General features: G+C 45.0%; 11 protein-coding genes. All 11 read left to right on the top strand.

Translation table 11 applies throughout. The annotated features are described in order from the left end of the window. Positions 1-131: 131 nt before the first annotated feature. Positions 132-761, top strand: a complete 630-nt coding sequence (locus tag QNN06_RS28525) for a 4Fe-4S single cluster domain-containing protein (RefSeq protein WP_481819228.1) — start codon at positions 132-134, stop codon at positions 759-761. 4 nt (positions 762-765) lie between these two features. Next, positions 766-1,218: a DUF1257 domain-containing protein gene (locus QNN06_RS28520; RefSeq protein WP_284036503.1), complete on the top strand. Its 453-nt coding sequence runs from the start codon at positions 766-768 to the stop codon at positions 1,216-1,218. A gap of 27 nt (positions 1,219-1,245) precedes the next feature. Beyond that, positions 1,246-1,968 carry a ComEA family DNA-binding protein gene (locus tag QNN06_RS28515; protein ID WP_284037994.1) on the top strand — a complete coding sequence of 241 codons (723 nt, stop codon included), beginning with the start codon at positions 1,246-1,248 and terminating at the stop codon, positions 1,966-1,968. Between the two features lie 68 nt (positions 1,969-2,036). Then, positions 2,037-3,728: an AAA family ATPase gene (locus QNN06_RS28510; protein WP_213117474.1), complete on the top strand. Its 1,692-nt coding sequence runs from the start codon at positions 2,037-2,039 to the stop codon at positions 3,726-3,728. 21 nt (positions 3,729-3,749) lie between these two features. Next, positions 3,750-3,956, top strand: a complete 207-nt coding sequence (locus tag QNN06_RS28505) for a DUF2997 domain-containing protein (RefSeq protein WP_284036502.1) — start codon at positions 3,750-3,752, stop codon at positions 3,954-3,956. 375 nt (positions 3,957-4,331) lie between these two features. Further along, positions 4,332-5,522 (top strand): serine hydrolase domain-containing protein, encoded by a 1,191-nt coding sequence (locus QNN06_RS28500; protein ID WP_284036501.1) that lies wholly within the window; start codon positions 4,332-4,334, stop codon positions 5,520-5,522. 439 nt (positions 5,523-5,961) lie between these two features. Continuing rightward, positions 5,962-10,680 carry a type VII secretion protein EssC gene (gene essC / locus QNN06_RS28495; protein ID WP_284036500.1) on the top strand — a complete coding sequence of 1,573 codons (4,719 nt, stop codon included), beginning with the start codon at positions 5,962-5,964 and terminating at the stop codon, positions 10,678-10,680. After that, entirely contained in the window at positions 10,673-10,924 is a 252-nt protein-coding gene (locus QNN06_RS28490) for a methyltransferase (protein ID WP_284036499.1), read from the top strand. The genes essC and QNN06_RS28490 overlap by 8 nt, the downstream gene beginning before the upstream one ends. 30 nt (positions 10,925-10,954) lie before the next feature. Further along, the gene (locus QNN06_RS28485; RefSeq protein WP_213117479.1) at positions 10,955-11,257 is read left to right on the top strand and encodes a WXG100 family type VII secretion target; all 303 of its coding nucleotides are present in this window, start codon (positions 10,955-10,957) and stop codon (positions 11,255-11,257) included. Between the two features lie 17 nt (positions 11,258-11,274). Next, positions 11,275-11,580, top strand: coding sequence for a WXG100 family type VII secretion target (locus QNN06_RS28480; RefSeq protein ID WP_213117480.1), 306 nt, complete (start codon positions 11,275-11,277; stop codon positions 11,578-11,580). Positions 11,581-11,710: 130 nt separating this feature from the next. Further along, complete coding sequence (locus QNN06_RS28475; protein ID WP_284036498.1) at positions 11,711-12,445, top strand: hypothetical protein; 735 nt, start codon at positions 11,711-11,713, stop codon at positions 12,443-12,445. Positions 12,446-12,447 lie beyond the last annotated feature (2 nt).

The following is a 12,447-nucleotide window of genomic DNA, read 5'->3' as shown; positions in this document are numbered from 1 at the left end:
TTCAGGTTAGATCTCCACCGCTTTTGTCCGGAGAACCCTACTCCTCCAAAAGGCCCATTAAAGGCCCCGGCTCTTCTCCCTTCGAATGCTCTTGTGGTAAAATAAACCTGAATTTTCCTTTTAAGTGGGTGATGGCATTGCCTATGTTAAGGCTGTCGAGAATAGAAAAAAGAACGAAGGTGGAGGGCCCTGGCCTAAGATACTGCATTTGGGTTCAAGGCTGCCCAATTCACTGCGAGGGCTGTTTTAACCCGCATACGTGGGACCCAATCGGAGGCAGCTTGATGGATATTGACGAAATCTTCGAAGATATCAAACGTACCCTTGAAGCATCACCTGAACTAGAAGGCGTCACGTTTTTAGGCGGCGAGCCGTTTAGCCAAGCCCAGGCGCTCACCACCCTTGCGCAAAAAATAAAAGCTTTGAAGCTATCGATTGTGACGTTCACCGGTTATGAATATGAAACGATTTTGAAGTCGCCCAATTCAAGTTGGCACAGCCTATTAAAAGAAACGGATTTATTAATAGACGGCCCCTATATCCAACGCCAGCACGACCTAAGCCGTCCTTGGATCGGTTCGAAAAATCAGCAATATCGCTTTTTAACAGATGTTTATAAGCATCTTGAAACCAAACTGGCGCAGATTCCCAACAAACTAGAAATCCGGCTCCATCCCGACGGCACGATATCCGCCAACGGAATGGCCGAGCCCATCGATTTACATATGTTGCTAGAACTAGATTACGAAAGAAGGAGATAACTAAATGAGTCTTGAAATTGTACTGGTTCCGTTGGCGATTGCGGTTACAAAAGAGGTTGTCGAAGGAATCGCCAACCGTTCGCAAAGAAACAATCAGGACTATACCGTCCTTCCGACCAGAATGAAGGATGAGTCCCTTCTCCAGCAGGCGTTAGAGGAGTGGAGCTGCTCGTTCCGAAAAGCAGAGACACTCGATTCCCTGCAAACAAACAATGAAAACGAAGTGACGTTTATCGTCAACGAAGAGGGCTGCTACTCGCTTGTCCTCCCGAAAACGGCGGACATCAAGGCATTCGAGGAATGGATTGAAAAGGTAGAGGGTTCCTACACCCACTACCTGCAGCAGCGAGTCTATCAACATTTACTAGAAAAGGCAAAGGAACAGGGAATGATTTTAGAAAAAGAAGAACTGCTTGAGGATCATTCCATCCAGTTAACCTATCTGGTAAATCGTTAAACGAGGGGGAGCAGGAAATTGGCGAAAGTGTACACAGACAGAGGCAGGAAATGGGAGATGTTGAATAGCTGGTGGATCATCTTCACGTTTCTACCCATCGGCATGACTAGTTATATTGCATTTTTCTATGCAGGCACCAAAGCTAAAAATGCGCGCTGGCGGATTTATGGACTTATTTATTTGGGGGTCTTCCTGCTGGCGTTCATTCCGACTTACACGGAATTTGAAGCGATGATTTTTCTGGCATTGTGGATTGTTCCGATTATCCATGCCTTTAAAATCCGCCCGGCTTATCTGGTTCAATTGGATGTGTTAAAGGCCAATGAAAAAACGTTCCTCAATCAAGAGGTGATGAAGCTTAGGCAGGAGGCGGAAGCGAAATTTGGCAGGAAGATGCAAAAGCCACCGCAGCAAAAAAGTGAAGCTGGTGTGAAACCGCATGAGGCAACAGCTGATCCGTTAACCCCGCCGATCCAGCCGCTTTTTTCAAAAAATCATCAAATCGAGAAAATTAATATTAATCTAGCATCGGAAAAGGAAATCGCGGCCATACCTGAGATTGGGATTATTCTAGCAAAAAAGGCCGTCGTCAAACGCGAGGAACTGGGCGGTTTCGAATCCTTTGAACAGTTCGCGCAAATCATGGGATTGAAGGAGCACACGCTGGAAAAAATGAAGCAGCGTCTGATTTTTTTCCAAAATGACCATACTGATACACATATCCATTCTGGAAGAGTCATTGATTATTAAACAACTAGGGGAAGCCGGGGAGAGTTCCGGCTTTCTGTTTATACATAAGTAAAAGAAGGAGGAGAAACATGGCTATCGTCAAGCAAAAAGGAACGAGAATACTGCTGGCCAACCTACTGAAGGCTAGATTTCCTTATTTATATATCCAAACCTGGGAGGAGGACAGGGTCCTCTCGCTGATCCGCTCGGTAGCCCAGGACACAGAACTGATTAAAACGCCGCGCGAAGTGTTTACCTGGAGCATCACAAAGGGAATTCAGGACCATAACCGGCAGTCGGTTGGCATCGGCGACAACAAACAGCCGATGAAGGCGCTTGAGTTTATTGAAAAACATGACAAGCCGAGCATCATCGTGCTGCAGGATTTTCATATCTATTTTGGCGGACAGGGGCGGCATGCCGACTTCCAGGTGATCCGGAAGCTAAGGGATATTTTATTAAAAATAAAGCAAAGCCCGAGCCCGATTAATGTCATCTTTACGTCCCCGTTTTTGATGATTCCGGACGATTTGCAAAAGGATATCACGATTGTCGATTTCGACCTGCCGAACTTTAATGAAATTGAAGCAGTGCTCGATGAGATGATTCGCGTCAATCAGCAGACGGGCCGAATCCTAATATCCTTAACCACCGAAGAAAAAGAAAGGCTTGCAAAAGCAGCGCTCGGGCTGACCCTGTCAGAGGCAGAAAACGCTTTTGCCCGCGCGATGGTTGAGGACGGCCGACTCGATATCAACGATGTTAAGGTTATTTTACAAGAGAAGGAACAAATCATTAAGAAGACGGGAATTCTCGAGTTTATTACCAGCGATTTAAAAATCGAGGACGTCGGCGGACTGGAAAACCTCAAGCGCTGGCTGGCGAAACGAAACAAGTCGTGGCTCGATTCAGCCCGTAAATATGGCCTGCCTGCGCCAAAAGGGGTGCTTATTACAGGCGTTCCCGGCTGTGGAAAAAGCTTAATCAGTAAAGCGATTAGCTCAATGTGGCAGCTTCCGCTTTTAAGGCTCGATATGGGGAAAATCTTCAGCGGGCTCGTTGGGAGCAGTGAAGAGAATATGAGAAAGGCGATTAAGACCGCCGAAGCAATTTCCCCGTCCATCCTCTGGATTGACGAAATCGAAAAGGGGTTCAGCGGCATTACAAGTGGCGGAGACAGTGGGACCTCATCACGGATTTTCGGACAGTTTTTAACATGGATGCAGGAAAAAACAAACCCTGTATTTGTCATCGCCACAGCTAACAACATTTCCGGCCTGCCGCCCGAATTGATGCGGAAAGGACGCTTTGATGAAATCTTTTTCGTCGACCTGCCGACGCTCAGGGAGAGAAAGGAAATTCTTAAGGTGCACATCCAGAAGCGCATCAAGGATGAGGAAGTAAAGGGCGATTTCCAGTTAACGGATAACGTGCTTGATACGCTGGCAAGAAACTGCGACGGCTTTGTCGGCGCCGAGATTGAGCATCTTGTCATCGATGCCTTGTTTGAGGCTTATTCCAATGACCGGCCGATTCGTCTGGAGGATTTCGAACGGGCGATTGCCAATACGGTGCCATTGTCAGTGACCCAGGCTGAGCAAATCCGCGGAATCCGCGAGTGGGCCAACGTCCGTGCCGTTGCAGCCACACCGCAGGAGGATCTCAAGGAATATGGAAAAGACCCTGTGCTGGTACCAGGCGGCGGATTGGAAAAGGCAGACAGCCAGGGTTATGCAGATGATGTCCGCTTTAACCGCGGCGGCAGGACAATCGATTTCTAAAAAGGGAGTGATGAGGGCAGGATGGAGGAAAAACTTCAAATCCGCATTTTTCCCGATGGCCGGATTGAGGCGGAAACATTGGGTATTAAAGGGGAGAAATGTACAGACTATATTTTGATTTTAGAAAACATACTAAACGCCCAGGCCGTCCAGGCGGAATATACGAAGGAATTCTATGAAACCGAACAGGTCACCCTGGAGCAAACGCAGCAGAATACTCTAAAATGAACCTTATATATATAAAGTCGAGGCAATATCGTAAAGAGTTTCGTTTTAAGGGGCTTTTCTAAACTTCTGAAATTTCCGATTACGTAACATTACTGATTTAAAAAAAATGAAACTCGCCATAGTATTGGCGAGTTTTCTTTATACCTAGATTCAGGGTGCTTCCAAAAACTTATGTAAATTCAAAAGTTATTCCTTGCATGATGTTCCAGCCATAGCAAGTGCAATAAGTTCCATATGAATTTCCTACGCGTTTTTTGATATAAATCTATTTATGTATTTGGCATATTAAAACTAATTCTTTTGTAATAGGACGTATGCTATAATATCCAAGTATTTGAATTTTTCCTAATTCTCTTAAGAGGTTGCGTGATACCGATGACATTAAAGAAACTTGGTTCACTGCTGTTAGTCCTTACACTTGCCACCGCCGGTATGAGCGGTTGTTTTGGTTTGATTCAAACCGATAAGGGTTCAAATAATAATGCAGCGAAAGAAGTAAAGGCGCAAGAAATTAATATAGAAAAAGAATTGCAAAGAAAGAAAAAAGTTGAGCAAACCAAACTTGAAATGAACAAACAAAAGGTAGATGCATTAAAACAAAAAATACATAACTATATAACTGCTAATAACATAAGCGGAACTGTTACTGTTTCTCAAAACAACCAGTTTATTTTTAATGAGGGAAATGGCTATGCAAATGTGGAAAAAAAGCTGCCAAATGATCCATCAACCACGTATCCGATTGGTTCGATTACAAAAATTTTCGTATCAACAAGTATTATGATGCTTCAGGAACAGCATAAGCTTAGTATTCAAGATCCGATTTCAAAGTATATTCCAAACTTTCCTGAAGGAAATCAGCTATTACTATATCATTTCTTAACCCATACATCCGGAATTCAAAAGCTTCATTGGAATAGAGGTCTTAACACTCCACAGAAATTAGTTCAGGAAATTGAAAAGGCACCGTTAAAATTTGCACCTGGGACGAAATGGGATTATCTAGATGCTAATTATATGGTGCTTGGTTATGTAATTGAGCAAGTTTCAGGCATGCCACTACAGGATTTTATACAAAAAAATATAATTAGTAAGGTGCCAATGAAGGATACTGGTTTTATCACAACAAAGCAACCGCTTCCCTATAATTCAGTCAGCTATCTTACAAAGGATGATAACAAAGTCGATATAACCCAATGGTTAAGTGCGACTTCCTTATTTGCATGTGGTGACATTTATTCAACAGCCTATGATTTGTCCCAATTTGATTACGCCTTAATGGGTGGAAGACTAGTTTCCCAGGATAGTCTTAAGCAAGTGCTCACACCTTCGCCACATTCAAAATATGGTTTAGGACTGTATTATGATGGGGATTCGGCATACAGTATTGGCGTATTGGGCGGCTGGTACGTGATGCATACTTATTATAATGATAAGACCTCCATTGTCGTCTGTTTAAATGCTCGAAACAATTCTACCGATCTGGCAAATATAACAAATGATATTTATAATATCTTAAAATCCTCAGTTGATGATGGGGAAATGCCTGACCCAAGCATTAGATAAAAACACTCGTCATATGGACGGGTGTTTTTCTTGTGCCAAAAGCAACAAACTATACGAAAACAGCATTTTTATTGGTGGCTGCCCACTTGCTTAAGGACATTTCCTCTTTATTTTCCACCGGAATTTTCCGCAGAATCCCATCCTCCGGACATTTTCAGCTCCATTTCCACCAGTTTTGTCCATAGAAACAATTAAACTATCGAAAAAGCGGCGATCCAGCATATCGAGCAGTACCTCTTCAGAGAGCGGAGAAATCAACTACCTAGTTAACCGCATATCTGTTTTCCGTTTTTCACTATTAGTAATTCGGACCTCCATAAAATGGTAATTTAGTCTCTTTTTGTAGGACATTAGTTATGTGAGAATAAGATTATGGATAATTATGGCGAATCCCAAGCTGGCTTTGCAGCGTTAGAGATATGATGCAAGGAGAAGAATGATGAATGTTACGTTAATTAATAAGGAGAGGATTCACTCGATATCCTTGCCGGAAAAGGTGCGGGGACAGTATTGGATCTACGATTCCAATAGCAAATTCTCCAGAAAACTGATCGGCATTGAAGGGATCAATGGAGAGTGGATTTTAAAGTCGAATAAGGATGTAAAGGTTCTCGACAATGCCGGGAAGCCGATCCGAAATACGGTCTTGCAGCCGTTAAGCATATATAACTTAGGACTTTCTACCCAGGACCAAAAAACGATCATTTTCACAGAGCCAAGTACGGACGACCGACAAATTTTTACAAAATACTTGGTTGACCGAGATATCGAGATTACCATCGGCCGGACCGAGCAGAACGACATTGTGCTGGCCAATCGTTTTGTCTCGGCATCACATGCAAAGCTGTCCTTTCATAGCGGCCAGTGGCGCATCGAGGATCAAAACAGTTCAAACGGAACCTTCGTCGACGGCGAAAGAGTGAAAAGCAAAGCCTTAAAGATTGGCGACACTATATACATAATGGGTTATAAAATGATCATCGGCAGCTATTTTGTTGCTTTTAACAATCCGGATGGAACGCTAACCATCAAGACCCGTGCGTTAAAGCCATTCATACCGCAAACGGTTGAAACCCCGGATGAAGAGGAAGAGTACGAGGTGCCGGAAACCGACTACTTTTACCGTTCGCCCCGGTTTAAGCGCGATGTCGAAAAAGCCGTCATCAAAATCGATTCTCCGCCTCCGAATGCCATTGGCGAAGAGATGCCAATGATGCTGGTGATTGGCCCATCGATGACGATGGGGATGGCCTCAATGGCAACCGGGCTTTTTGCAGTCAATCACGCGATGTCGACCGGCGATATCTCTAAGGCGATTCCGTCCATCGTGATGTCATGCAGCATGCTGCTGGGAACCGTCCTTTGGCCAATCCTAACCAAAAAGTTCGATATGCGGCGCAGACGGAAAAAAGAGAAAATCCGCCAGGAAAAATACAAGGATTATCTCGACCGAATCGCTGTCGTCTTTAATGAAGAAGCGGAAAAGCAGGAGGAAATTCTTCGGGAAAATCATGTTCCCATCAGCGATTGCATCAACCGGATTGAAAATGTCCAGCGCAATCTGTGGGAGCGCGGCCCCGGCCAAAACGACTTTCTGAAATTGCGGGTCGGCACAGGCAGCGGCCTGCTTGCAGCAGACCTTACCTATTCGGAGAAAAAATTCTCGATTGACGATGACAACCTGCAGGGAGAATTGTACACCTTGGTGGAATCGCCAAAGGTTTTGAAAAATATTCCGATTACCCTATCATTATATGAAAATCATATTTCCGGTGTCATCGGCACCCGCAAGCAGACAATCGAGTTTGCCAAAGGATTGATTTTTCAATTGTCCGCCCTGTACAGCTACGACGAAGTAAAAATGATTTTCATCTATGATCAGGATGAGGAAGCACAATTCGGCTTTGCCAAATGGCTGCCGCACGTTTGGAGCAATGATAATAAGTTCCGTTTTGTTGCCACCAATAACAATGAAGTGAAGGAAGTTTCCGCCTACATCGAAAAGGAAATTGAGATCCGTGCGAACACGAATGAGAGCGAGATGGAGGATGTCAAGCCGTACTACATCGTATTTGCCCTGAGCAAAGAGCTCGCCTTTAAAGCCGAGATGCTGAAGCAGGTGTATGCCAAGAAAGAAAACCTGCATATCAGTATCGTCACTTTTTATGATGAACTGAAAAACCTGCCGAAAGAGTGCTCGATGGTTGTGGAGCTTGAAGAAAACAGCGGAAAGCTGTTCGACAAAAACGATATTACCGGGAAAACGACCTCGTTCACACCGGACATCTACCTGAACGGCGCTGACCCATACCAGTTAAGCGTCAAGCTTGCCAATGTGCCGCTTGATACGCTGGCGAATTCCTTTAACCTCCCGCAAATGGTCACGTTCCTGGAATTATATGGGGTTGGCAAGGTGGAGCACTTGAACGCTTTGACCCGCTGGAAAGACAACGATCCAACGAAGTCTCTGGAAGCTCCGGTTGGAGTGGACACCCTCGGAGAATTGTTCAAGCTCGACCTTCATGAAAAATTCCACGGGCCGCATGGCTTAGTGGCCGGGATGACGGGTTCGGGTAAAAGTGAATTTATCATTTCCTATATCTTGTCGCTGGCGGTAAACTACCATCCACATGAGGTGGCGTTTATTCTAATTGATTATAAAGGCGGCGGGATGGCAAAGTCATTTGAAAAATTGCCGCATACAGCCGGCATCATCACGAACCTTGACGGCGCTGCCATCAAGCGCTCGCTCGTGTCGATTGAAAGTGAATTGAAGCGCCGCCAGGCCATTTTTGCTGACGCCAGCAAATTGGTGGGCGAGAGCAATATCGATATCTATAAATATCAAAAACTATATCGCGAAGGAGTCGTCCGCGAACCGCTCCAGCATTTGTTCATCATCTCCGATGAGTTCGCCGAGCTGAAAACACAGCAGCCTGAGTTCATGACTCAGCTTGTCAGCGCGGCGCGGATTGGCCGAAGCCTTGGCGTCCACTTGATTTTGGCAACCCAGAAGCCGAGTGGTGTCGTCGATGACCAGATTTGGAGTAACAGTAAATTCCGGGTCAGCTTAAAGGTGCAGGAACGGGCAGACAGTATGGATATGTTGAAGCGTCCGGATGCTGCCGAACTGACGGATACAGGCCGATTTTACCTGCAGGTCGGCTATAACGAATTGTTCGAAATGGGGCAGTCGGCCTGGGCTGGAGCTCCTTATTATCCATCTGACAAGGTGGTTGTTGAAAAAGATACCAGCGTTGTTGTTATCGACCGGAACGGCCGTCCGATTAAACAGGCGAAGATCGATAAAAAGAAGGGCCTTTTCACAAATCCGAAAAAGCAGCTTGATGTGATTACTGATTATTTAAGTAATATTGCGGCTGAGGAGAATATTAAGATACGTCCGCTCTGGCTTGAGCCGATTCCAGCCCTTATTCTTCTGGCCGATATTCGAAAAAAATACAATGCAGATCGTGGTACTTGGCTATCTTCAGAAAATAGGCCAGATGTTTTTCAGGAGGCTGTCAGCGAAATTGCAGCGGCAGCGGAAACCGTGCAAGAAGACGTTCGGAAATCGTTTACGACCGCAAGCCGGAGGGCTTCCTTAAAACTTAACCCGGTCATCGGCGAATACGACGATCCGGTCCACCAGCAGCAGTGTCTGCTTCGCCTGCCGCTGACTGACGAAGGCAACACGATTATTTACGGGGCGGCCGGTACCGGCAAGACGACCTTCTTAAATACAATGGTTTACTCGCTCATCCATGAGCATACCCCGGAGGAAGTCAATCTCTACCTATTAGACTTCGCTTCGGAAACATTGAGGGCTTTTTCAAAAGCACCGCATGTTGGCGATGTCATCCTTTCATATGAAAGCGAAAAGGTCAGCAACCTGTTTAAAATGCTGCAGGGTGAAGTGGAAAAACGGAAGAAGCTGTTTGCTGATTACGGAGGCGACCACCGGTCCTATGTCGAGGCAACGGGCCAGAAGGTTCCGGCGATTGTCGTTGCCATCCATAACTTCTCGGCATTTACCGAGATTTATGACGAAAAGGAAGAGGCGGTTTCTTACCTGTCGCGTGAAGGTACCAAGTACGGAATCTACTTTGTCCTCACTGCGCTGGGAACGGGCGCAGTCCGCTTCCGCCTGCTGCAGAACTTTAAGCAGCTCATTACCCTGCAATTAAATGATGAGGCCGATTATGCAACGATTGTCGGCAAGACGGATGGGCTGTTCCCATCGAAATTCAAAGGCCGCGGCCTCATCAAGCGGGATGCTATTTATGAATTCCAGGTCGCGCAAATTACCGCCGAACCTGTGCCATATCCATCTATTCATGCTGAATGCCAGAAGCTGCAGGAAGCTTGGAAAGGAACTGCCGCGAAGCGGGTTCCGATTTTGCCGGAACAAGTGGACCACGAATTCCTGGCCGAATATGCCGGGCCAAAAGGCAGCCTCACCATTCCGATTGGGGTGGAAAAGAACTCGCTCAACGTTCACTATTATCCGTTCGGCAAATCCTATCTCAATATGATTCTGTCGGCTGGAACCGAGCACCAGAGCTTTGTCCATGACCTATCCGAGTTCATGGCGCAACAAGCGGGCTTGGATGTAACCTTGATTGATGCCGAGCAAAGTCTTATCCAGAAAAACAATGCCGGTTTCCAATATTATTCGACCGTCAAAGAATTTGAGGAAGTGACGGGCGACCTGTTTGATTTAGTCGTGTACCGGAACAACTCCTTCAAAGAGGCGCTTGAAGAGGGCCGCGAAGTGGAGCATTTCGAGCAAAAGGTGGTTATCATCAACTCCGTTGTGGCTTTAAAAAATGCGCTCTCGCAGCTAGGCTCCGAAAAGCTTGGACTGGTCTTGGAGAAAGGGGATGCAAAGTATAACGTAACGATTATCTTTGCCGAACAGTCCAAGAATGTCTCGAGCGTGACCTTTGATAAATGGTTCAAACAACATATTCACAGTGGAAATGGTATCTGGGTTGGCAGCGGCATAACCGAGCAATTCCAGTTAAAGCCGGCCAAGACCACATCCGAAATGCGTGAGGAGATGCCGTCGGATTTTGCCTACTCCCTCCAAAATGGGAAGGCCGTCAAGATCAAGCTATTAAACTCGCAAAAGGAGAATGATGACGACGATGAATAAAGTACTCGTGGAAATTTTCCTTCCTGCTGCAGACCAAAGCTACGATGTGTACATTCCGTTGGAAAGTCAAATGAGCGAGGTCCTCACCCTGGTGTCGACGCTAGTGACCGACCTCTCCGATGGCAACTTCAAAGCGGTGGGCAGCGAGGTTTTATGCGATGCTGAAACAGGAATTATTTTCAATATTAACATGCCGGTTGCCGAGCTGGGCATCAAGAACGGTTCGAAACTCATGTTGATATAAATTTTTAAAATTGAGAAAGGAGAATGACAAATGGGGAAACGAATTAGAGTTACACCTCAAGAGCTTGAAACGGCTTCAAAAAAATTAGCCGAACTATCCGAAACCTACACCGGAATTTATACGCAGTTAATGCAAGCAGCAAACACTATGGGTGAAGCCTGGGAGGGCGAGGATAACCTGGCTTTCGTTGATCAAATTAACGGTTTCAATCAAGATTTAAAACAAATGGCCGATAAGCTTGCAACCGCAAGCCGCGCTCTTGATACACAGCGTGCTAATTATGCCGCTACACAAGATAATAATATGGTTCAAGTCAGGAAATTAACAAACTAGGAAGGAGTGACTTATACATGGCAGGTTCGATTAAAGTAAGTACGGCCCAGGTGGCTGATATAGCGAATACGATTGAAAGACTAAACCAACAGCTGTTGGAAGAATTGAAGAATAGCCAGAGCACCATCAAAAATCTTACCAATACATGGGAAGGGGAAGCAGCACAAGCAACTGTTTCCGCCTATGATGAGTTTTCTGCGAAGTACTTCCAAACCTATTACGAGATTCTTGATAACTATGTAAAGTTTTTACGTGTAAATGTTGACCAAGGCTATTTTGAAACAGAAACAGCCAACGTTAACTTAGCTGATGCTTTTAAATAAGAAAGTTTTTGAAAAAGTGACCACGCTGAAGGTGATGGCTTCCCCATCGCCTTTAGCCTTAATTTTGAAAATAAGTCCATGTGGATATTAATAAATACAAAAACATTAGATAAAGTTTGGAGAAGTGACCATGAGAAGGATCCTTTACAGCTTTCTTTTAATCATTTTAGCAGTGGGAGTGAGCGGGTGTATGAAGCAGGAGTCAACTGATAAAGAAGCCAAAACCAGTGAACAGGCAATGCTTAAGTATTTAAAGGATACGTATGGACAGGGATTTACGAAGATCGAGTATATTCCGGCGAAACGCGGCTTTAATGACAGTCTCAATAAGAATATTCTGATTGCCAAATCGGAGGATGGCGTTTTGGTCAATGTTCAGGAAACATTGTCGAGCAAGGGAGAGTTTTATGATAATTATCCCAATGCTTATGCTGGTAAACTGTTTGATGCAAAAATCGATTACACTTCTATCAAAAACCTACGGGCAGCCAAAACCTATGCCAATCTGAATAACGAAGACCTCACAATCGAAGATATGCAACAGAAAGAATTTACGTTTGCCAAGGGTGATGTTTACAGCTTGGACAGCATCATTTCCATTTCAGGTGAAGCGGACGATGAAGTGTTAAAGGAATTGTATCAAGTCTACCAAACTTTGCAGACATTTGATTCGGAAAATATTAGTTTCATAGTCGCTTTTTCCGGGGACGGAGACAAAGCAAAAAAATATGTGGAAAATTTCTATCTCTACGGAGTCCAGGATTGGGAGGAATTTGACAAATCTGTAAAAGAGACGCTGACGGTTTTAGATAAAGGATTATCGTTTGAAGAGTTCAAGAGTCAGCTAAAGACAGGGGGGGGTTGAAA

The sequence above is a fragment of the Neobacillus sp. 114 genome, from assembly GCF_030127045.1.
GTDB lineage: Bacteria > Bacillota > Bacilli > Bacillales > Cytobacillaceae > Neobacillus > Neobacillus rhizophilus.
Note: the sequence above shows the minus strand (reverse complement) of the source record. Positions and strands in the feature narration are given on the sequence as shown.

Excerpts from the sequence above, each read along its gene's own strand:
- QNN06_RS28525 (WP_481819228.1), top strand. The coding sequence starts at position 132 with ATGGCATTGCCTATGTTAAGGCTGTCGAGAATAGAAAAAAGAACGAAG.
- QNN06_RS28500 (WP_284036501.1), top strand. The coding sequence starts at position 4,332 with ATGACATTAAAGAAACTTGGTTCACTGCTGTTAGTCCTTACACTTGCC.
- QNN06_RS28490 (WP_284036499.1), top strand. The coding sequence starts at position 10,673 with ATGAATAAAGTACTCGTGGAAATTTTCCTTCCTGCTGCAGACCAAAGC.
- QNN06_RS28475 (WP_284036498.1), top strand. The coding sequence starts at position 11,711 with ATGAGAAGGATCCTTTACAGCTTTCTTTTAATCATTTTAGCAGTGGGA.
- essC (WP_284036500.1), top strand. The coding sequence starts at position 5,962 with ATGAATGTTACGTTAATTAATAAGGAGAGGATTCACTCGATATCCTTG.
- QNN06_RS28505 (WP_284036502.1), top strand. The coding sequence starts at position 3,750 with ATGGAGGAAAAACTTCAAATCCGCATTTTTCCCGATGGCCGGATTGAG.
- QNN06_RS28485 (WP_213117479.1), top strand. The coding sequence starts at position 10,955 with ATGGGGAAACGAATTAGAGTTACACCTCAAGAGCTTGAAACGGCTTCA.
- QNN06_RS28510 (WP_213117474.1), top strand. The coding sequence starts at position 2,037 with ATGGCTATCGTCAAGCAAAAAGGAACGAGAATACTGCTGGCCAACCTA.
- QNN06_RS28480 (WP_213117480.1), top strand. The coding sequence starts at position 11,275 with ATGGCAGGTTCGATTAAAGTAAGTACGGCCCAGGTGGCTGATATAGCG.
- QNN06_RS28520 (WP_284036503.1), top strand. The coding sequence starts at position 766 with ATGAGTCTTGAAATTGTACTGGTTCCGTTGGCGATTGCGGTTACAAAA.